The organism is Haladaptatus pallidirubidus (assembly GCF_020700235.1).
GTDB lineage: Archaea > Halobacteriota > Halobacteria > Halobacteriales > Haladaptataceae > Haladaptatus > Haladaptatus pallidirubidus.
Window position 1 is genome coordinate 988158 of sequence record NZ_CP085301.1, and the last position, 19885, is coordinate 1008042.

At 59.4% G+C, this 19885-nt stretch carries 20 protein-coding genes; 10 read left to right on the forward strand and 10 right to left on the reverse strand.

All coding sequences use genetic code 11. The annotated features are described in order from the left end of the window. Positions 1–2 precede the first annotated feature (2 nt). Entirely contained in the window at positions 3–1037 is a 1035-nt protein-coding gene (locus LIX15_RS05605; protein ID WP_227776512.1) for a DUF5784 family protein, read from the reverse strand. A 216-nt stretch (positions 1038–1253) separates the two neighbouring features. Between LIX15_RS05605 and LIX15_RS05610 the strand changes: the two genes are divergently transcribed. Then, entirely contained in the window at positions 1254–1427 is a 174-nt protein-coding gene (locus LIX15_RS05610) for a DUF5786 family protein (RefSeq protein WP_227776974.1), read from the forward strand. A gap of 20 nt (positions 1428–1447) precedes the next feature. Here LIX15_RS05610 and LIX15_RS05615 read toward each other — a convergent pair whose 3' ends face one another. Beyond that, the gene (locus LIX15_RS05615) at positions 1448–2350 is read right to left on the reverse strand and encodes a YkgJ family cysteine cluster protein (RefSeq protein WP_227776513.1); all 903 of its coding nucleotides are present in this window, start codon (positions 2348–2350) and stop codon (positions 1448–1450) included. A 72-nt stretch (positions 2351–2422) separates the two neighbouring features. Between LIX15_RS05615 and LIX15_RS05620 the strand changes: the two genes are divergently transcribed. Beyond that, positions 2423–2755 (forward strand): DUF7967 family protein, encoded by a 333-nt coding sequence (locus LIX15_RS05620; RefSeq protein ID WP_227776514.1) that lies wholly within the window; start codon positions 2423–2425, stop codon positions 2753–2755. A 120-nt stretch (positions 2756–2875) separates the two neighbouring features. Further along, entirely contained in the window at positions 2876–5296 is a 2421-nt protein-coding gene (locus LIX15_RS05625; RefSeq protein WP_345410365.1) for a lamin tail domain-containing protein, read from the forward strand. 236 nt (positions 5297–5532) lie between these two features. Here LIX15_RS05625 and LIX15_RS05630 read toward each other — a convergent pair whose 3' ends face one another. Continuing rightward, the gene (locus LIX15_RS05630; RefSeq protein WP_227776515.1) at positions 5533–5712 is read right to left on the reverse strand and encodes a hypothetical protein; all 180 of its coding nucleotides are present in this window, start codon (positions 5710–5712) and stop codon (positions 5533–5535) included. A 165-nt stretch (positions 5713–5877) separates the two neighbouring features. Here LIX15_RS05630 and LIX15_RS05635 point away from each other — a divergent pair, with 165 nt between their 5' ends. From LIX15_RS05635 to LIX15_RS05650, 4 genes are all read left to right on the forward strand, one after another. Further along, complete coding sequence (locus tag LIX15_RS05635; RefSeq protein WP_227776516.1) at positions 5878–6087, forward strand: DUF7561 family protein; 210 nt, start codon at positions 5878–5880, stop codon at positions 6085–6087. A gap of 109 nt (positions 6088–6196) precedes the next feature. Further along, positions 6197–7357 (forward strand): site-2 protease family protein, encoded by a 1161-nt coding sequence (locus LIX15_RS05640; RefSeq protein ID WP_227776517.1) that lies wholly within the window; start codon positions 6197–6199, stop codon positions 7355–7357. A gap of 119 nt (positions 7358–7476) precedes the next feature. Beyond that, a complete protein-coding gene (locus LIX15_RS05645) occupies positions 7477–9264 on the forward strand; it encodes a helicase C-terminal domain-containing protein (RefSeq protein WP_227776518.1) in 1788 nt (595 codons plus the stop codon). 88 nt (positions 9265–9352) lie between these two features. After that, positions 9353–10423, forward strand: coding sequence for an N-acetylmuramoyl-L-alanine amidase (locus LIX15_RS05650; protein ID WP_227776519.1), 1071 nt, complete (start codon positions 9353–9355; stop codon positions 10421–10423). A gap of 113 nt (positions 10424–10536) precedes the next feature. Here LIX15_RS05650 and LIX15_RS05655 read toward each other — a convergent pair whose 3' ends face one another. The 3 genes from LIX15_RS05655 to LIX15_RS05665 form a co-directional block, all read right to left on the reverse strand. After that, positions 10537–11541 (reverse strand): class I SAM-dependent methyltransferase, encoded by a 1005-nt coding sequence (locus LIX15_RS05655; protein ID WP_227776520.1) that lies wholly within the window; start codon positions 11539–11541, stop codon positions 10537–10539. Then, positions 11534–12646 carry a 60S ribosomal export protein NMD3 gene (locus tag LIX15_RS05660; protein ID WP_227776521.1) on the reverse strand — a complete coding sequence of 371 codons (1113 nt, stop codon included), beginning with the start codon at positions 12644–12646 and terminating at the stop codon, positions 11534–11536. Before LIX15_RS05660 ends, LIX15_RS05655 begins: the two co-directional genes overlap by 8 nt. A gap of 84 nt (positions 12647–12730) precedes the next feature. After that, positions 12731–13612 carry an NAD-dependent epimerase/dehydratase family protein gene (locus tag LIX15_RS05665; RefSeq protein WP_227776522.1) on the reverse strand — a complete coding sequence of 294 codons (882 nt, stop codon included), beginning with the start codon at positions 13610–13612 and terminating at the stop codon, positions 12731–12733. A 175-nt stretch (positions 13613–13787) separates the two neighbouring features. Here LIX15_RS05665 and htpX point away from each other — a divergent pair, with 175 nt between their 5' ends. From htpX to radA, 3 genes are all read left to right on the forward strand, one after another. Beyond that, positions 13788–14666 carry a zinc metalloprotease HtpX gene (htpX, locus tag LIX15_RS05670; RefSeq protein WP_227776523.1) on the forward strand — a complete coding sequence of 293 codons (879 nt, stop codon included), beginning with the start codon at positions 13788–13790 and terminating at the stop codon, positions 14664–14666. A 132-nt stretch (positions 14667–14798) separates the two neighbouring features. Then, the gene (gene pspAB, locus LIX15_RS05675; protein WP_227776524.1) at positions 14799–15404 is read left to right on the forward strand and encodes a PspA-associated protein PspAB; all 606 of its coding nucleotides are present in this window, start codon (positions 14799–14801) and stop codon (positions 15402–15404) included. Positions 15405–15567: 163 nt separating this feature from the next. Continuing rightward, positions 15568–16599, forward strand: coding sequence for a DNA repair and recombination protein RadA (gene radA, locus LIX15_RS05680; protein ID WP_227776525.1), 1032 nt, complete (start codon positions 15568–15570; stop codon positions 16597–16599). A gap of 46 nt (positions 16600–16645) precedes the next feature. On the opposite strand, the gene LIX15_RS05685 is transcribed toward radA, so the two are convergent. The 4 genes from LIX15_RS05685 to LIX15_RS05700 all read right to left on the reverse strand — a co-directional run bounded on the left by LIX15_RS05685 (position 16646) and on the right by LIX15_RS05700 (position 19854). Further along, positions 16646–17143, reverse strand: coding sequence for a GNAT family N-acetyltransferase (locus tag LIX15_RS05685; RefSeq protein ID WP_227776526.1), 498 nt, complete (start codon positions 17141–17143; stop codon positions 16646–16648). A 45-nt stretch (positions 17144–17188) separates the two neighbouring features. Beyond that, complete coding sequence (locus LIX15_RS05690; RefSeq protein ID WP_227776527.1) at positions 17189–17605, reverse strand: iron-sulfur cluster assembly scaffold protein; 417 nt, start codon at positions 17603–17605, stop codon at positions 17189–17191. Between the two features lie 27 nt (positions 17606–17632). Beyond that, positions 17633–18922, reverse strand: coding sequence for an MFS transporter (locus tag LIX15_RS05695; protein ID WP_227776528.1), 1290 nt, complete (start codon positions 18920–18922; stop codon positions 17633–17635). A gap of 89 nt (positions 18923–19011) precedes the next feature. Continuing rightward, positions 19012–19854, reverse strand: a complete 843-nt coding sequence (locus LIX15_RS05700) for an ArsR/SmtB family transcription factor (RefSeq protein ID WP_227776529.1) — start codon at positions 19852–19854, stop codon at positions 19012–19014. Between the last annotated feature and the right edge of the window lie 31 nt (positions 19855–19885).

Genomic DNA, 19885 nt, shown 5'->3' on the forward strand with positions numbered 1-19885 from the left:
CCTCACCCCGTTTGCCACCGAATCGCGCCGTCGAGATGCAGTGGCGGCGACCCCTTTTGGTAGCCTTCGACGTGACCGTCTGGCCGGGCGCGGAAAACGACGGCAGGGCGATGCCGAACGTCGGGTTGTTCGCCGATGATGGCGGACCACTCGTCGTCGCGGAAACCGGAGCAGTCCACGAACAGCACCGCGCCGCCACCGTGTTCGTTCAACTGCCCGCTCGTTTTCGTCTCCGCCGTCTCCCGGAGGGCCGCGACGGGCGTACTCGCCGCTCGCTGTGTCGGCGGTTGCGGGCGCGTGACTTCCACGAGCGGCGACTGTCCGTGTTCGTGTCCGGAGTTACCGTGTTTCGGTTCGGCGCGGAAGTCGAGGGAGTGTCCTGTCGTCACTTCGATTTCGGGGACGACATCGTACCCCGCGTCGGTTAGCAGTTTGGCGACGGTGAACTCGCTCATCGTCGCACTCATCCGGTTTTTATCGAAATACTGGCTGGTGCCGAGTTTCGAGGCCATCGTGTACCGGTAGTCGTCCAGGGCACCGGTTCGGAGGAACCGTTCGTAAAACGAGAGTGCCTCGTCCCGCGTCGCATCCGGAAATCCGACGGCGTACTTGCGGAAAAAGGCCCGCGACGTTTCCCGTCCGTCCTTCGAAAAGAACACGGGGAGGAAAAACCACGAGATGTAGTCGTACTTCGCCAGCCAGGGCGATTCGACGGTGAGGTCGGCGAGCAGTTCACGCTGGCCCCAGCGGGCAATTCGATACGGAATCTCGTCGAAGGTGTACTTCGACGTGCGCCAGAGCGCCGGCGGCGTCTCCGTGTTGCCGAGCCAGTACGCAGTGTCGTCGTTCCACGCGAACAGCGCCATATCGCCGTTGTTCATCTCGAATCTGCGCGCCTCGAAGCCGTTCGGTGCGGCGTAGTGCGGTGTCAGCGAACGTGCGCCGAGGTTCGAATCGAGGTGAGAATACAACTCCTCGATGATGCGGTCGTCGTCCCACCGCTCCTGAGAGCGGCGAAAGCGGAGCGGGCTTGCCACGCGAGACTGTAGTAACCGGGAGTGTTTACGTGTTATGCACATCGATACGCTTCTCGTTTCGCTGGGGACATCTCTGGCTTCCCGATGCGCCGCTTTCTCCCCCTCACGGTACATTTTGCCGCCTCCTCTCCGTCTGACGATTTTCCAGCTTGGGTAAACGATGTGATTATCCGTTACATTAATTACTGGCTAACGCTTAGCATGAGTGTGGTTGTCATGTCAATGGGTGCCTATGACGAAGAAGAACACGAGCGCCGTGAGCGTAAAAACAGTACCGTAGACACGGATTTCGACGATGTACGTTCCGACTATCACGGGACTGTTGAGTACGATTCCGGCGACTCGGCGGAGGATTTGCTGAAGCAGTTCGAGAAGATAAAATCGCAGTAGTGTGGTCTTTTCCGCGATGTTCACCAGCCGGAAGTGGGCGGTGCGCCGCGTTCGTCCTCGACTCGCGTGGCTACCGACGGGTCTGACTCCTCGTTTTTCGCCATCGCTTCCCATTCGATAATCGAGCGTCCAACCCACGAATCAGTCTCTCGAACCTCGTCCAATACGGTTTCGTAGGTTTCGCGGTTCGTTCCGGTCGTTCCGGGTCGCCCCGCGACGGCGGCGGCGACGAATCGGGCGCGGTCGCCGTCGGTCAGCTCGTCCGCGAGCAGTCGCCTGACGACCCCCGCTAACTCTTCGGGGTCGGGATAGACGAAGATTTTCTGTCCGATCGCCTGCGGGCCGAGTAGGAGTCCGGAAAGCTCGTCCGGCGGTTCGTCGTCCAGCAGTCGCTCGCCGCCGAATGCGTTCTCGACTCGCTCACATTCGGTTCGTTGACCGAGTTTAAGATTGTGACCCGGATACTCGGCACACTCTTGCGGATACACGTCCTCGTCGTGAATCCGACACTGGAGCGTTTGCGGGTCGAGAAACGCACACGTCGGAAGCCACGAGGGGTCGGCTTCGAACGGGGCAACCAGCTTCGGCGGTTTTCGGATTCCCACGAAAAAGACGGGTTTCCCGTCGATGGCGGCGAGTTCGACGCCATCGACTTTCGCGCTCGATTTGACTTTTTCGCTCGATCCAGCCGTGTCACTTGATTCGGTTTCCGCGTCCGATTCGTCCTTCCAGAGTCGCGGCGTCAGGGCGTCCGCGAGTCCGACGTCGAGAAAGCAGGCTACGTCTTCGCGCGTTAGCGGAACGAGATTATAAGTGTCGTCAAGCGGTTCCCGCGGCCCACGACGCTCGTGGTCGGAGGCGGTCGGTGCGATGGCACGCCAGTCAACACAGCATCCGGCACAGCCTTCGCAGTTCACATCCATGCCAATTATTCACGTCACTGGCACGCATAAATCGTGAGGTAGTATTACGGTTTGTCCGCGCTAACGATACGTATGAACGAAAAGGACGACGGCGGGCATGGAACTGACGACGTACGCGACGATACGTCCGAGAACGACGACGTGCGCGTTTGGTTGGTCGAGCGAACGTACTCGGACGACGAGCAGAACCTCATCATCCTCGTGTATGCGACATCCGACGGAAGACGGTATTTTAGAAAGGAACGCGCGTTACCGAGCTTCACCGGTTCCGCCCGACAGACGTTCGCTGGTCTCGACGTCTCACCCGACCAGTTAGGAACGGTTGCGGACGAGGAAACACGGGAGCGATACGCGACGGAAGCCGATCGAATCGCGAGCGAACACGACCCGTCCGACCCAATATAATTATTTACCCTCATCCAGTTTTAATTGTATTTTACACTATATAGAAATATGTATTAGAGGGGATAAAATACTATAATGAAATGCGATAATTTATACTGCGTCAGGTTCCGTTCTCTGGTGATGCGACGACGAACATTCCTGTCCGCGCTCGCAACAGCCACAGCGTCAGCACCGATTTCGGCAACGCTCAGCTCCGAGGTTCGGGCTACCTCGGGTCAGATTTCGCCCGTGGAATGCTATTCGACGAGCAGTTTCACGAACGCAAGCGGCGCCGAACTGACCGACAGTTCGGTCATCACCGTCTGGGCGGAAGACAGCGCCACCAACAACGACGGGGACGGAAACGGTGACGCCACACTCTACAACAGCGGAACGTCGATTCCGGTCGTCACCGCCGAATCGAACGTCGTCGCTTTCGGTTCGACGCTCGTCGAGGACAGCACCAACTGGCAACGAGGCAACGAGGAGTTCGTCCTGAACACGTGGGACGACGAACTCGGCGGTTCGGGAACTGTCCTCTGGGACAACGGCCACGGCCAGTACTACTCCCTCGGAAAGTTCTCGAACTTCGAGAGCTACGCCGAAGAGAACGGCTACACGGTTACCGGAACGAGCGACCTCGCGGGCGACCTCGGTTCCGCCGACGCAGTCGTCATCACCTCGCCGACGCAGTCGTTCACCACCAATGAGCTTCGCGACCTCGACGACTTCATCGCGGCCGGTGGTTCCGTCTTCCTCCACGGTCAGTCCGACTACAGCGACTACGACGAGACGGCCAACATGAACGACATCGCGAGCTACCTCGGGCTCTCCTTCCGATTTAACGACGACGAGGTTCTCGATACGACGAACAACGGCGGCGCGGATTACGCGCCGCTCACCGAGGAGTTCAACACGTCGTTCGACTACTTCGCCGACCGTACCGGACTCGGTCTCGACAAGGACGAGACGTACACCGTCGATGTCACCGAGGTCACCGACGGCGATACCGCCACGGTAGCGTTCTCGGACGGTTCCACCGAGAGCATCCGTATCCTCGGTATCGACACGCCCGAGAAACCCGCGAGTAGTTCGGCCGAGCGCGTACAGGAGTGGGAAGGAATCGAATCGCTCGACTACCTCGGTACGTGGGGCGACAACGCGACAGCCTACGCCCAGGACGAATTGGACGGCAAAACGGTTGACCTCTCCTTCGATTCGGAAGAACCCGTGCGCGACGCCTTCGGTCGCGTCCTCGGCTACATCCACTACGACGCTGACGGCGACGGAACTCGCGACGACTTCTACAACCGCAACGCGGTTCGAGACGGCTTCGCCCGCGTTTACGGTTCCGGCTTCGGCTACCACGACGACTTCTGGGCCGCGGAGGACGCCGCGCGCGCTTCCGGCACCAATGTCTGGGGCGAAAGCGACCCCGAAAACACCACGGAAATCCGCAACCGCGCGGTAGACGGTCTGTTCTTCCCGACGACCGCGAGCGTCATGACTTCCACGGGCGGGGTCGCGGACTCCCGCGTTCCCGTGTATGCCGAGAGCACGGCGACCCAGAACGGCGGCTACGCCTACAGCGACGACATCCCGCTCGCGGCGGTTGACGAGTCTGTGAACGTCGCCATGCTCGGAAGCCCCCTCATCGACGAGGGCTACGAGAGCGACGAAGGCTTCGACGTCGATACCTCCGGCTACGAGAACTTCGTCTTCCTGACGAACCTCATCGACTACCTCTCCGATACGACGGGCGACGTGCTCATCGACGGCGGCCACGGTCAGTTCGACGCCGGCTACGCCCTGTCGAACGACGACGCCGCCTACTACCAGCGATTCCTCGAAGGCGTCGGCATCTCGTTCGAGCAGTCGAACAGCCTCGATACGTTCGACCTCTCCACCTGGCGAGCAATCGTCGTCACGACGCCCGTCTCGGCGTTCACGCAGTCCGAAATCGACGCCCTCAGCTCGTTCGCGGCGGACGGCGGCGCGGTTATCCTCATCGGCGCTGGCACGGCCCCGTCGAGCGCTCGAACGAACCTGAACGACCTCGCGTCCGGACTCGGTTCCGACCTGCGACTCAACGACGACCAAGTGACGGACGGTTCGAACAACATCAACGGCGATTCGGCGATTCCGACGACCGCGGTTTTCGACACCTCGTTCCCGCTGTTCGAGGCCTACGACGGTTCGCTCGGAGACGGTGATGGCGACGACGGAAGCGGCGACCTCACCGTCGCCGAGATTCACGAGGACGCGGCGGGCAGCGACACGGACAACCTGAACGACGAATACGTCGTCTTCGAGAACGCCGGGAGCGGTGACCTCGACCTGACCGGGTGGTACGTGCAGGACGAAGTCGAGAAAACCTACACCTTCCCGAACGGTTTCACCCTCGGTTCGGGCGAACAGGTGACGCTCCACACCGGCACCGGAACCGACACCCAGACCGATCTCTACTGGGGGAAGACCGGCACCGCCGTCTGGAACAACGGCGGCGATACGGTGTTCGTATACGACGACGGCGACAACCTGCACACCAGCAAGTCGTACTGAAGCGAATAACCGGGGGAGTAGCCGTTTCGTTTTTATTTCGTACCTTCTTTCTGTAGGAGTACTTTGGTCGGTAGCGCGCTAGGGGAACGGTGAAAAACCGAGCAGTACGCGATTTAAGTTGGCGTCGGTTCGTCGATAGCAACTGCCGACTCCACTGAAATCGCCACCGCACGCGCCAGGGTGGTTTGTCCCTATTCCGGAATCCGAGTCACTCTACATGGCGCTCGAAGCGACCGTCAGGTCGCCCGCGCGAGGTCGTCGTGAACGAAGTGAGCGACGACGGGGCGAACGAGAGCAGGGAGGAACTTGTTCCTTTCCGTGGGAGCAGGCGTCTTCCGGTAGACGACCGAAGAGAGTCGGTTGGGCGAGGGATGTGGGCGGGTGCGGTGGCGGTATTTGTCGTGCCTACCTCGCACCACTTCAAAATTCGAGTACTGGCAGGAGAATCGCTCCTCGTCACAATTCTGCGTCGTTTGCAGTACTTAGCTTCGTCCCAGGACTCACTTTGAACACCTGGAAGTGATTTGCTTCGTCCTCTCGTTGCCGAATGTTCTTTGCCCTCGAATCACCTACCAAGCGGTATGGCCACGGAAAAATGCGACGGCTGTGGGGCAGATGTCCCCATCGCGGGCGGCATCGCAAACCTCTGGAACACGAGTCAGCAGTCGTCCGGCGGGATGACGCTGGAGTTCGAGGACGGGAGCGAACATTTCCTCTGTTTTGCTTGCATCGAACAGTTGCCGGACTATCCCTCGAGCGAGGACGTGGCGAAAATCGAAACGGCGGACTAAGGTCCGCCGGACTTTCCGACCGCATTCTCCGCCGCAACCTCCCGTCCTCGTCACACCGTTCTTTCCCCGTCGAAATATTGACACGCGTTCGCGTCGTTACTACGTTGCTATGAGGGGGATTCGTCTCGGGTCGGTGTGGGGGGTTCCAGTTCGAATCGACATCAGCCTCTTGTTGGCGCTTCCGGTTCTGGGCTGGTGGATTCAACGGGGCGTCTCCGTCCGAGTGTGGATAGACGTTCTCACGGCGATTTCACCGCACGCACTCGCCTACTCGTCAATCGGCACTGGCGCGACGCCGTGGCTCATTGGAACGACGGTGTTTTTCGGCTTCTCGGCGAGCCTGTTCGTTCACGAATTGGCTCGCGTGGGGGTCGCCAGACGACACGACATCGAGGCTAGGTACATCCTCCTGTGGATTTTCGGCGGCCTCTCGCAGTTCGATTACGAACCCCGGTATTTCGAACACGAGACGCAGATCGCGCTGTCCGGATTGATAGCGAACACGCTTCTCACCGGATTTTTCACCGCGATTCTTTGGTCGCTTCCCGGAACTACGCCCGAGTTCGTCGCCTCGTTCGGCCTGCTTGCAATGTTCAACGGCGTGGTTTTGATCGTCAATCTCCTACCGATTTTTCCGTTCGACGGCGCGCTTTTGCTTCGCTCGCTGGTGGTTCGCGTTCGCTCCGCACAGACGGCGACGCGGGTGGTGAGTCTCCTTGGACAGGTGCTAGCAATTGGGATACTGTTTTACGCCGCGATCGTCCTCGGTAACGTCCTTCTGGGACTCATCGCCGTCTTCTTTTACTTCTCGACGGTGTCCGAACACCAGTTGGTGACGAATCAGTCGTTTCTGGCCGACATGACAGTGTCAGAGTTTGTGCGACGAAAGGAAGACTGCGTTCCGGCGAAGACGCCAGTGAAAGACTTCTTCGCAGACGAACGGCCAGACCGTGGCGGGATAGACCAATATCCAGTCTGTGGCAGGGAAGGAAATCCGGTCGGAATCCTCACGACGAATACCGTACTATCGTGGAGAGAACGAGCGCGACTCCCGAGTACGACGACCGTCGGCAAACTCGTATCGAAGGATTTCGTGGTCGTCTCGCCGGACGAAAACGCATTCGACGTGTATCTGTCCCTCCGCGAACGGACGAAATACGTCCTTGTATCCTATCCTGACTCGGTCGCCGTGTTGACCAAACCGGACTTTCTCTCCATGCTCGAAACGAGACAGCAGATAGCTGGCGTTCGTCCCACTACGTGGCCGTAAATCTCACTCGATATCGTGAACCTCACGGTCGCCCAGTCTTCTTGTTCTCCCGTTTCGGGAGAGAAATCTTCACCAGGGAACCCGTAGGTTTTACGCCCCACATCTCGTTAGGCCATACAGTGAATCCCGAGCGGATTTTGGACGAATTTCCCGCGCCCTCCTTTCGCGGCAACCAGCAAGACGCCCTCGCAGATATTCGAGACGCCTTCGAGAGTGGCAACGACGTGGTGCTGGTTCGCGCCCCGACGGGGAGCGGGAAATCGCTCCTCGCGCGTTCCATCGCGGGATGCGCCAGGCGGGTCGAGGACGCCGACCCGAGCGACGCCACGGGGTCGTACTACACTACGCCGCAGGTCTCTCAGTTAGACGACGTGGCCGGAGATTCCCTGCTAGGCGATTTGAAAATCATCCGCGGCAAGCGAAACTACTCCTGTATCCTGCCGGGGGAACACGACACGCCCGTGGATAGAGCGCCCTGCGCCCGCGAGAAGGGGTACGACTGCTCGGTGAAACACCGGTGTCCGTACTTTTCCGACCGAGCTATCGCCAGCAATCGGGAGATTGCGGCGATGACGCTGGCCTACTTCATGCGAACCGCCGGGTCGGAGGTGTTTAGAAAGCGCGACGTGGTGGTCATCGACGAGGCCCACGGACTCGCGGAGTGGGCCGAGATGTACGCGACCATCGATTTGAATCCCAGAACGGTGCCCATCTGGGACGACCTGAAAATCCCCGAGGTGACCGGACTGGACAGGGCGGTACAGTACGCAGACAGCCTCTCCGGAACCTGCAAGCAACGAAAGGACGACCTCATCGCACAGCAGGAACTCACCGCCCCGGAGGCGGCCCGCAGGGACCGCCTCCAGGAACTCATCTCCGAGTTGGACTGGTTCGTGGACGACTACCGGAACCCCGACAGCGCGACGGAGTGGGTCGTAGACCAACCCGACGGGGAGGGCGGGCCGATTACAATCAAGCCGATGAATCCCGAGCGTTATCTTGCGCACACCGTCTGGGAGCGCGGGAACAAGTTCGCGCTCCTCTCCGCGACCATTCTGAACAAGGATGCGTTCTGTCGGCAGGTCGGTCTCGACCCCGGCGACGTTGCGCTGGTGGACGTTGGCCACACGTTCCCGGTCGAAAACCGTCCGCTCTACGACGTGACGCAGGGGAAGATGACCTACGAACACCGCGATGAAACTCTGCCGAAAATCGCGCAAACTATCGTCAAAATCATGCAGAAGCATCCGGACGAGAAAGGGATCGTCCACGCACACTCCTACCACATTCAGGAGCGACTAACCGAAAAGCTCCGTGAGTTCGGCGTCGGAGACAGAGTCCGCGCCCACGAACGCGACAGCAGGGACGCCGATCTGGAAGCGTGGAAGGCCAGCGACGACCCGGACGTGTTCGTCGCGGTGAAGATGGAGGAAGCCCTCGATTTGAAGGGCGACCTCGCGCGCTGGCAAGTACTCTGTAAGGCCCCTTTCCTGAACACCAGCGACTCGCGGGTCGCCCACCGCCTCGAAAGCGGCCAGTGGGCGTGGTACTACCGGGCCGCGCTTCGAACTGTAATTCAAGCCTGTGGTCGCGTGATTCGCGCACCGGACGACTACGGCGCGACCTACCTTGCTGATTCCAGCCTTCTCCAGCTGTTCGACCGCGCTCGCACCGACATGCCCGACTGGTTCGCGGAACAGGTGAACAGGATGGGGCACCCCGATTTGCCGGATTTCGACCCCGGCGGTGCGGGTGGAAACGGCAGCGGTCGCGGAGAGAGGAATCGCGACAAAAATGGAGGCGACCGACGTGACAGCGGAAAGAAATCGAAGCCGAACTCACGAACCAAATCGGGCTACTCGCGCGAGCGAAAAAGTCCGATGGCGGACGTGTGGGATACGGACTGACTTCTTCTCAATCCGCGAAACTCCCAAATCGTATCCAGCATACTAGGTAGCTAATTTATCAATTTGTTTCTCGGAATCAGAACGAACGATGCACGAAACGAGACGAACGATTCTCAAGACTATCGGCGCTGTTGCGGGCGCAGGTGCGATTTCCGGCCAAACGAATGCGAAACGAACAATGCGACTTCCAGCGACGAAACCCGAAATGGAGTGGGCACCGGCGGACGAATCGAACTACAGCGAGGCGGAACGCGAATCCGATCTCGACATCCGGTGGTTCGTGGTTCACGTGGCGCAGGGCGAAGCGGAGTGGACGGTGGACTACTTTCAAAATCCGGATGCGAACGTCAGCGCGCACTACGTCGCAGACCACGAAACGGGCAACCTCACGCAGATGCTGGCTGAGGAGGACATCGGCTGGCACGCCGGGAACTGGCCGTACAACCAGCACTCACTCGGCATCGAACACTCCGGATGGGTCAACGACACGAACTACACCGACGAACTGTACGAAGCCTCCGCGAAAATCGTCCGGTGGTCTGCGACCGAGTTCGATTTCCCGAAGCGCGTCCGGCGCTACGACATCGCGCCCTGCGACGCAAAAAACGGGGAAGGCGGCGTCATCGGCCACGATCAGATACCGAACCCGAACGATTGCACGAAACCGGGCGGCATCAGCGGCCACTACGACCCAGGGTCGCTGTGGAACTGGGGTCGCTACGAGGGATTCATTCGGCGTTGGGACGTGGAATCCGGCGAAAACGCCGTCGTTCTCTTGGATGACGCGGTTCACCACGGGCCAGACGAACACGCGAAAACCGTGGCCGTTCCCGCAGGGGCGGTCGGAACCGCCACCGGAACCGTCCTCGTCCGCGATGGTGTACAGTGGTACCAATTCGACTTCGGTGGAACTCCCGGTTGGGCTTCCGCAGACGACGTGCTTTACGTGCGATTCGGTTCTGGGGAATCCGTGGAGACGACTTCAGAACTGTCCGTCCGGGCGGACCCAGACGGGGAACGACTCGGCGTCGTTCAGGAAGAAACGACAGGAACCATCGCGGACGGTCCGGTCGATACGGGCGGCTATCGTTGGTGGAAAGTGAACTACGAAGGTGGCGAAACTGGGTGGTCTGCTGACTACTGGCTCACAGCAGAGTAGCGGTGTAGGCGACCGCCGAGCTCAACATTAGCAGGACGAAGAACAGCGAGATCAATTTCTGCCGAAGGTTTTCCATACGAAAGCCGAACTATTCGAGGGAAATAAACCTTCGGTCACTCGATTCGGGCGTCCACGACGACGTGCCAGACGCCTTCGCTGTGGCTTTTGACGCGCCGTTTATCGAGGATTTCGACCTCGCGTCCGTGGGTTTCCGCGGCCTCTCGGAGTCGCCTCACTGGTCGCTCCCAGAGGAGATTTTCGGGCGTGGTTTCGTGCATGTGGACGATTCCGCCCGGTTTCAGCGCGGCGAGCGAGCTGTCGAGATAGTCGTGAGCGTCGTAATAGCCCATGACGACGCGCTCTACGGGTTCGTCGATCTCGATTTCTCGGCAGTCCGCCCGATAGGCGTCGATATTCTGGGTTACGTCGTTCAACACGGCGTTTTCGAGGAGGAACTGAAACGCGGTCGGATTTCGTTCCACGGCCGTCACCCGCGCTCCGGCGCGGGCCATCGGGAGTGTGAAGTAGCCGATTCCGGCGAACATATCGAGGACTCGTTCTCCGTGTTCGATGGCGGTTCCCATCCGAGCACGCTCGCGCTGGTTGCCGGGCGCGAACATCACTTTCCGCAAATCGAGAGCGTACTGGGTTCCGTGTTCGGTGTGGATTGTTTCCGTGTCGCCCGACCCGGCGACGACCGTTATCTCGGGTTCGCGGTGCTCACCCGAGATTCCTTCGCGTGCGAGGACGGTATCGGCCTTGCCGTGCAAATCGAGGAGCGTCTCGCCGACCTCCTCTTTTCGGGGACAGTCGCCGAACTGGATGAGAACGACGCTCCCGATGACGGCCCACGATTTCGGCACCCTTTCGAGTTCGTCGTCGTCCCACCCTTGTGTGCGGAGGTGCGATTCTAAATCCGGCAGTCGGGGTTCCGGACTTGGCTGCTCGATAACGTCCAGAACGTCGGTTTCCGCGGGGTCGTCCGTTACCGGTAGTTCGACAGTCTCACCGTCGTGTTCGCGCACTTTTCGGGTGTCGTCGTAGACTCCTTCGGCGGTCAGTTCGGCAATCGCGGTTTCCGCGTCCGATTTCGTTACGAGGGCGGCGAGGTCATTCATCAGGAACCACGTAGAGTCCGGAACGACTCTTGAACACCGGAACCACGTCACCGTCGTCGTCCATGTACGAGGGTCGCGCAATCGTCTTCGTCTGGAAGGTTTCGGGGTCGAGGACTTGCACCGCGTGCTCGTCCTCGACGGTGACGAGAGTGGTTTCCTCGGCGTCGTCGATGTGTCCCAATTTTTTCGCATCCGGGGCGTCCCCGTCCTCGAACTGCGATTCGTACTGCTCCCCGGTCGTGATTCGGATGCCCTTCAAATTGCCCCGGACGCTGCGAACCAGCACCGGGCCGTCGTCGTCGTCCGGGTCGATGATGTCCCCCTGTGTGAACGGCGGGAGTCGAATCGCGTAGGTCACTCGATACACTTCGTTGCCGTCCTCGTCCTCGGTGACGAGCGTTTCGGAATCCGTGAAGTTGCCGCCGAATTCCTCGATTACCTTGTTAGAAATCTTCTTGCCGATGTTGTTGGTCGAAACCTTGAGATTTAGCCCGTCGGCCGTCTCGTCTACTTCGGTGATGAAGGCGTTTCTGTCGCCCGTCGCTTCCATCTCCGCGACGATTTCGTTGGCGATTTCCTTCGTGCGCTTTTCCTCTTCTGGCGTCGGCACCCGGTCAACGCCGCGCAGTTGGACGATGCTGGCGTAGTAGTCGCCCGCGATGCGGCCACACCGGGTGCAGGTCTGTTTGGCCAGCATGACGGGAACCATCACTTCCTCCTCCACGAGGGTTCCGCGCACGACGCCGGAGAAATAACAGTGCATCCGAATCGTGTTCTGGTCGATCTGTTCCGGTTCGACCTGCCACGACACGTCGCGGGCATCCACGTGGACGGCGAGGGTTTCGCTCACCTCCTCGATGGCGATGTCGGTGTAATCCTGCGCGCCGATGTCCACCCAACGTCTGCCGCGGAAGACGGCACCACACTGCGCGCAGACGCGAACTTCGATTCGCTCCGGAGCGGAAACGAGGTCGAAACGGTCGAAGTAACACTCATCACAGAGCTTTCGGTCTTGGGTAGAGGCAGAGGCGGGATAGTCCCGTTCCGTAATATCCACTTCGATGGTGTTGCCGCAGTTCGGGCAAAATTCGCGGGACTCGGTCATTGGCGGTTCTATGTCGTTCTCACTTTTAAGCCTGTAGAACCGTATCTTCGCGCGAAGGGTCTATTTCGCGCGAATACCGAATCGTCACGCGAATATCGACACGTCATCGTCTTCCGAATCGCGCCACGAATAGGCGGGTTCCCACCCCAACATCGACCGGGCTTTCTCGGTCGAAAGCGCCGAATCACTGCCCGTAATTCGACAACTGTCGGGTACCTCGCCGAAGAACTCGGAAAGAACGTCTTCGATGGGGCTGTCGAGGTAGTTGTCCTCGGCGCTGACGAGAAACGGTTGGTGACCGCCGAAATCGGCCGTGATGGCGTCCTCGGTGGCCGTCGCAACGTCCCGAATATCCACGTACGACCAGAAGTTTCCCGCGCCGGTTGCGAGGTCGTTCCGCGCATCCAAACAGTCGTACTCGCCGGGGAACTGTATCCATGAGGCGCGAATCGACGCCACGGGGACGCCGTGGCGTCGGGCGACCATCGCGCCGATTTCCTCGCCGACGACCTTCGACGTTCCGTAGGGGTCTTCCGGACGAAGCGGATGCTCCTCGTCCAACGGCAGGTACTCCGGAAGCGACGGTTTGTCTGCGAGCGGGAATCCGAAGGCGCTCTCGCTCGACGCCCACGCGACGCGAGCGCCCGCACGCCCGGCGGCGGTCAGGACGTTGTAGACGCTGATGACGTTGTTCTCGAAGACGCGCATCCCGGCGTGGCGTTCCGGCGACGGGCGCGCCGTCCAGTGAACGACGGCATCCGGATTTTCGGTCGAAACGACCTCAGATGCTTCGACCTGTTCGGTCAAATCCGCGCTCCGAAACGAAAGATTGCGGTACCCCTCGAGATTCCACTCCGCTCGTGAAAGACCGACGCACGTAACGTCCCAGCCTTGTTCGGCGAGATGGACGGCGAGCCAGCGCCCGGTCTGGTCGAGACTACCGGTTAAAAGCACCGTACCGGTCATCGACATACCCTCGTCGGTTCACACGAGAACATACCAGGCCGTACTGTCCGTTTGTGGGTAAGCGTTCCGGCCCTCTTCACAATATTTGCGCATTAATCCGTATGAAATGATTGTGTCATACCGCTCCCCCGCAACTGACTAATCTTTAAACGGTCTGAATCCCTAGACACCACGTATGAAATGGAAGGCAGACTGGGGCCTCCGGGCCAGAATGGGCCTGACGATGTTCCTTTTATTCGCGCTGTACGTAGTGTTCGCCGTCGTGTTGATATCGTATTTCGGTGGCGAAGAGCTGATGTTCTTGGGATTCATGATGAGTTTCACCCTCGGAAGTTACTTCTTCAGCGATAAGCTCACGCTGTGGAGCATGGGCGCGAAGGAAGTCAGCGAGAGCGATTATCCGGAACTCCACGGCATGGTTAGCCGACTGTCCCAGCAGGCAGACCTGCCGAAACCAAAAGTGGCAGTCAGCGACCAGCGAGTTCCGAACGCCTTCGCGACGGGGCGTTCCCAGAAGAAAGCCGCCGTCTGCGTGACGACGGGATTGATGCAGACGCTCAACCAGGAGGAACTGGAGGGCGTCATCGCACACGAACTCGCCCACGTCAAAAACCGCGACATGATGGTGATGACCGTCGCCTCACTTCTCTCCACCATCGCGTTCATGGTCGTTCGCTGGGGCTGGTTGTTGGGCGGCGGCGGCGACAACCGCAATCAGGCGCCCATCTGGGTCGCCATCCTCGCCTCGTTCGTCGTCTGGATTGTCAGCTACATCCTCATTCGGGCGCTCTCGCGCTACCGCGAGTACGCTGCGGACCGCGGCGGGGCGACCATCACGGGCAAACCGTCGGCGCTAGCGTCGGCCCTGATGACCATCGACGGTCGGATGGACAAGGTTCCGAAAGAAGACCTGCGCGAAGAGGCGGAGATGAACGCCTTCTTCATCATCCCCATCCGGAGCGGTTTCATCGGGAAACTGTTCAGCACGCACCCGAGCACTGAGCGCCGGGTCGAACGACTCCGCGAGATGGAGCGCGAGATGGAGTCGTACTAGCGCTACGGGGGCTTCGCCCGCATTCCGTCGAGTTCACCGACACCTACCGGAACGGTGTCGAACCCGTTCCACGAGATATCGTTCTCTGATTTTATCAACTACTTTTTGCGCCCCCCGTGCGTACACCCGCGCATGGGACTACTGGATGGTATCCGCGAAGTACTCGGAATCCGGGCCGAGACGGACGCCGGACGGGACGCAGACCCGGACGACCTCTTCGGCATGAGTACGGCCTACGTCACGATGGAAGCCGACCTCGGCTACGAACCGGTCGGGATGGCAGCGCTCTGTTTTTCGGAAGTCGATAGCACCGACTTCAAGAACGCGGTGGACGACGTTCACGCCATTCTCGAAGCCGGAAAAGAAGAGACGGGGACGGAAGCGCACGCGCACGTGGACGACCACGGCTACTCGTGGGTCGTCCTCGAAGACGACGACTTCGAAGACCTTGTGACGAGTCTCCACTTCGCTGCCGACACGTTCGTCGAGCAGGGGTACGGTTCGCGCTTATTGGCCGCACTCTTCGGATTCCAGCAGGACGGAAACAACGTCTACTGGGTGTACTCGTTCCGCAGAGGAGCGTACTATCCGTTCGCACCCAAACGCGGCCACGACCGGGATTCCGCCGCGGAGTTCAAACTGGAGAGCAATCTCGACGGCGAACTCGAAATCGAGTCGGACGAGAAGTACTGGTATCCGCTCTGGCCCGACAACATCCGCCAACATCCGTGGGACTGAGTTCGTTTTCTTCGACGCCTGTGAGACAGAATGCCACGGCAGCGCGTCTTCCTATCTAAACTCTGTTGTTCCAACTCGTCCACCCCTCTGCAGTCACGTAGTTTCACTTTCACTCCACAGTTAACGGGGGTTTATATGATGGTGAGAACAAGGATGGAGTACGATGGCAGACGTAGACCTCGAAACCCTCCCCGGCGTTGGACCGGCGACAGCAGAAAAGCTCGGCGACGCGGGATTCGACTCGTATCAGAGCCTCGCAGTTGCAAGCCCTGGCGAACTCAGCAACACCGCCGACGTGGGCGAGAGCACCGCCGCGGATATCATTCAGGCCGCGCGGAAGGAAGCCGACATCGGCGGCTTCGAAACCGGTTCGCAGGTTCTCGAACGACGCGAACGAATCGGCAAACTCAGCTGGCAAATCGACGAAGTGGACGACCTCCTCGGCGGGGGCGTCGAAACGCAGTCCATCACCGAAGTGTACGGCGAGTTCGGTGCCGGAAAATCGCAGGTGACGCACCAGCTCGCGGTGAACGTGCAACTCCCCCGCGAACAGGGTGGCCTCGGCGGAAGCGTCATCTTCATCGACAGCGAGGACACGTTCCGACCGGAGCGTATCGACGACATGGTTCGCGGCCTCTCGGACGAAGTTCTGCAGACCACGTTGGACGACCGTGAAATCGAAGGAACGCCGAGCGACGACGAGGCGCTGACGGAACTCGTCGACGATTTCCTCGACAAGATTCACGTCGCAAAGGCGTTCAACTCCAACCACCAGATGCTCCTCGCGGAGAAAGCGCAAGAACTCGCTGGCGAACACGAAGACAGCGAGTGGCCCGTCCGACTGGTGTGCATCGACAGCCTTACGGCCCACTTCCGCGCCGAGTACGTCGGCCGTGGTCAACTCGCGGAACGCCAGCAGAAACTCAACAAACACCTCCACGACATCGACAAGGTCGGCAACCTGTACAACACCGCTATCGTCGTGACAAATCAGGTGTCCTCGAACCCCGATTCGTTCTTCGGCGACCCGACCCAGCCCATCGGTGGCAACATCCTCGGCCACAAATCCACGTTCCGGATGTACCTCCGCAAATCGAAGGGCGACAAGCGTATTGTCCGTCTCGTGGACGCGCCGAACCTCGCCGACGGCGAAGCGGTCATGCGCGTACAGGACGCCGGTCTGAAACCCGAGTAACCGCACCGTTTCGCGCGCAACGGCGACGGATTCCCCACTCTTCCTTTTACATCTCTTTTGCGTATTCGTAGCCGCGCGCGTCGATTCGTTCGTCGTAGAACTCCGATTCTCGCTCGTAGTTCGCCGATTCGTAGAAGCCAACAGCTTGTTCGTTCTCTGCCATGACACCCAACACGATTCGCTCTCCGTCTTGCTCTCTAACTCTCCGTTCGGTGTAATCGAGAAGTCGCCCGCCGATTCCCTTTCCCCACCGCTCGGGAGGGACGTAGATACGACCGAGGTGGTACGTAGTGGAACAATCGTCGTTGGGAGTAGCGGAAACGAATCCAACGGTTTCGGATTCGCTCGCTACCGCGATAGCAAAAATAGCATCATCGTCGTCGATGAGCGAGCGAAACGCTTCCGCATCGTAGTACTCTTCCAAAAATTCATCGACCGCTTTCGCCCCGATAATCGGTTCGTGGGCGGAGTACCACGCTTTTTCCGCAACTCGCTGAATGTCGTCGATATGCGTTGGTGTCGCCGGACGAATTTCGATACTCATATCGGGTAAACGTCAGTATCGGTAAAAAGAGCTGCTAGCCGATAATTACTCGGTCGTGGTTTGGTCGAGTTCCGCTTCTCCTTCGAAAATCTCCGCGCCGTCTTGGACGACTTTTTCGGCGAGCACGGCGCATTTCACCCGCATCGGACTGATTTCGACGCCGAGCATGTCGATAACGTCGTCCCTATCCATCTCCTCGACTTCGTCTAAAGTCATTCCCGGTAGCTTCTGCGACAGCATGCTCGCGCTGGCCTGGCTGATGGCACAGCCGTCGCCGCGGAATGCGACTCGCTCGATGGTCTCCTCGTCGTCTTCGAGAGTCACGTCGAATTCGAGTTCGTCGCCGCAAGAGGGATTGACGCCCTCGTGGGTGAAATGGGGGTCGTCCAGTTCACCGTAGTTGCGCGGGCTTCGGTAGTGGTCAAGAATCTGCTGTCGGTACATGTCCGAACCCATGCTCATTGTTGAATCTGGGTAGGAGAGTGGCGCCTAAAAGGATTCCGACGGTTCTGCCCGTTTCGGGCGTGTCAATCCGTACCGTTCCGAGCGGAGGTCTTCGACATCCGCGAGGCTTCGGAGGAGCGGATGGGTCAGCCAACAGGCGGCAATAAACATGAATCCGAATCCCGCACTGGTCATGACCATGGTATTTCCGAACGCGTCTCCACCGATTCCGCCGAGAAGGGAACCGAGAGGCATCGCGCCAACGGAACCGCTGGCGAGTACCGACGAGACGCGCCCCATCAGGTTTTCGGGAACGACGGACTGTATCATCGCGGCGAAGATGACGTTCGTTGCACCAACTGGAACGCCCGAGAGGAAAAACAGTGCCACCGTCGCTGGGAGCCACCCGATCCCCACTGCGGCAAGCCACGAAAGGCCGCTAAAAGCGAATCCACCGATGCTCAACGTCGCCAGCGAAAATCGTTTCAACGGCGTCGCGGATAGCGATCCGACAAGCATTCCACCGGTGACTGCGGCAAGGATGAATCCGTACGTGTCCGGCCCACCGTAGGTGTTCGCGTAGGCCGGTAGCACTGCGAGTGCCGTCCCGATAGTGGCGTTGACAACGAGACTCCCGACGAGAACCCAGACGAGTACCGAACCGCGAACGTAGCGGATGCCATCCGCGAGTTGCGCACGATACTCGTCTATGACAAAGCTGACGTTCTTCCCATCGCCGTCGCGGTCGTGTTCCTGATTCTCGGCGGGCGGGATTTGCACGCCGACGAACACCAGTGCCGCGATAGCGAAGGTCACGGAGTCGATGAGATAGAGCGCCACGGCACCGACCACTGCAACCACGATGCCGCCGAGGGCCGTGAAGACAAAATCGACTCCCTGATAGGCAAATGAGAACGCGGAGTTCGCTTCGATCAGTTCCTCTTTCTCAACGACGCGAGGAAGGGCGGCCTGCTGTGCCGGGTAAACGAACTGGTTGAGAAGCGAGACGATGGGCATCACGACCAGAACCACCCACACGGAGAGCAATCCCATCATTGCGGCGAGCGGAATCGCGAGGACGAGAATTCCTTGTGCAACCTGCGTCCCTACCAGAATTCGGCGGAGTTGCCGGCGGTCAACCAGTGGCCCCGCGAGGAACTGAAACGCTTGGGGAAGCATGGTTAGAAAACCCGCCAAACCCGTGTAGAACGACGACCCGCCGAGTTCGAACGCGAGCCACATCGCGGCGATAGTGTAGGCACTGTCTCCAGCGTTCGTTATCAAGCGCCCGAGAAAGAGTCGCGTGAAAGTCCGATTTTTGAATAGGGAGTGCACGAGACGAAGCAGACCCTCTCATCAGATAGATGTTCGCAGAAATACGTTTCTGTCGTAGGAACTACCGAAGCGAGATTCTGTTCGCTGGATTACAACTCATTGATTTCGATATTCAGTGTATCGTCTACGGTCACCGTAAGTTCGTCACCGTCCAGTTCGACCAGCAGTGGGTCGTCTGAAATGATTCGACTCTCGTTTTCGATGAGCCATTCGAGTTCCCACGCAGACTGCTGGCGGAGATTGACGCCGTGTTCGTAGTGGAACGCAACGACTGCCGGATGCTGAAGAATGTATGACCCGATTGACCCGAACCCGTGGTCGTTGCATCGCTCGCAGACGAATTCGACGCCGACTTCCGCTTCCTGTTCGAAATACTTCGATTCGGTAACGAGCGACTTGGTGGTTCGTCCCGAACAGTTTAAGCAAACACCGTCGGCCATCATCGAGAACACGTTACGAAGCCAGCGTTCGAAGGTTCGCGGCAGTTCCGTAACCTCACGGTCTTCGAACGCACCCGGCGGAAATCCGAACTCCGACCGCTGCTCGTCACAGGCTGGACAACAAACGCTCACCACCTCCTCGTCGTACTCCGCTTCCAACCTCGTTTCGCATTTGACGCAGAGAGAATCGAGTTCGTACGTCGTGGATTCAGCGCGTTGTGTGTACGTTCCCGAGAGAATTGCACCGATGACTCGAAATCCGGCGAAGGGGAGTTCGTACTTCCCGTTTTTCTGCCGGACGAACAAGCCGACGAGTTGGTTCAGATGGTAGTTAAACTGCCCGCTATCGCGCATGCCGACTCGGTTGTGCAGTTCGGAAAACGACAGCGGTTCGTCGGCCTCCCAGAGCGTCTGAATGATTCTGATTCGCGTGTCGTTCCCGAGGAGGGAGAACGCTTCGTCGGGGGACAAATCCCGTTCGTCCGCATCCATGAGTTCCCATTCGTCGGAGGTGTGAAAATGA

What these genes read in the sequence shown, in the direction of transcription:
- LIX15_RS05610 (WP_227776974.1), top strand. Translation starts at nt 1,254, where the DNA reads ATGTCAATGGGTGCCTATGACGAAGAAGAACACGAGCGCCGTGAGCGT.
- LIX15_RS05615 (WP_227776513.1), bottom strand. Translation starts at nt 2,350, where the DNA reads ATGGATGTGAACTGCGAAGGCTGTGCCGGATGCTGTGTTGACTGGCGT.
- LIX15_RS05620 (WP_227776514.1), top strand. Translation starts at nt 2,423, where the DNA reads ATGAACGAAAAGGACGACGGCGGGCATGGAACTGACGACGTACGCGAC.
- LIX15_RS05625 (WP_345410365.1), top strand. Translation starts at nt 2,876, where the DNA reads ATGCGACGACGAACATTCCTGTCCGCGCTCGCAACAGCCACAGCGTCA.
- LIX15_RS05635 (WP_227776516.1), top strand. Translation starts at nt 5,878, where the DNA reads ATGGCCACGGAAAAATGCGACGGCTGTGGGGCAGATGTCCCCATCGCG.
- LIX15_RS05640 (WP_227776517.1), top strand. Translation starts at nt 6,197, where the DNA reads ATGAGGGGGATTCGTCTCGGGTCGGTGTGGGGGGTTCCAGTTCGAATC.
- LIX15_RS05650 (WP_227776519.1), top strand. Translation starts at nt 9,353, where the DNA reads ATGCACGAAACGAGACGAACGATTCTCAAGACTATCGGCGCTGTTGCG.
- LIX15_RS05655 (WP_227776520.1), bottom strand. Translation starts at nt 11,541, where the DNA reads ATGAATGACCTCGCCGCCCTCGTAACGAAATCGGACGCGGAAACCGCG.
- LIX15_RS05660 (WP_227776521.1), bottom strand. Translation starts at nt 12,646, where the DNA reads ATGACCGAGTCCCGCGAATTTTGCCCGAACTGCGGCAACACCATCGAA.
- LIX15_RS05665 (WP_227776522.1), bottom strand. Translation starts at nt 13,612, where the DNA reads ATGACCGGTACGGTGCTTTTAACCGGTAGTCTCGACCAGACCGGGCGC.
- htpX (WP_227776523.1), top strand. Translation starts at nt 13,788, where the DNA reads ATGAAATGGAAGGCAGACTGGGGCCTCCGGGCCAGAATGGGCCTGACG.
- pspAB (WP_227776524.1), top strand. Translation starts at nt 14,799, where the DNA reads ATGGGACTACTGGATGGTATCCGCGAAGTACTCGGAATCCGGGCCGAG.
- radA (WP_227776525.1), top strand. Translation starts at nt 15,568, where the DNA reads ATGGCAGACGTAGACCTCGAAACCCTCCCCGGCGTTGGACCGGCGACA.
- LIX15_RS05685 (WP_227776526.1), bottom strand. Translation starts at nt 17,143, where the DNA reads ATGAGTATCGAAATTCGTCCGGCGACACCAACGCATATCGACGACATT.
- LIX15_RS05690 (WP_227776527.1), bottom strand. Translation starts at nt 17,605, where the DNA reads ATGAGCATGGGTTCGGACATGTACCGACAGCAGATTCTTGACCACTAC.
- LIX15_RS05700 (WP_227776529.1), bottom strand. Translation starts at nt 19,854, where the DNA reads ATGGATGCGGACGAACGGGATTTGTCCCCCGACGAAGCGTTCTCCCTC.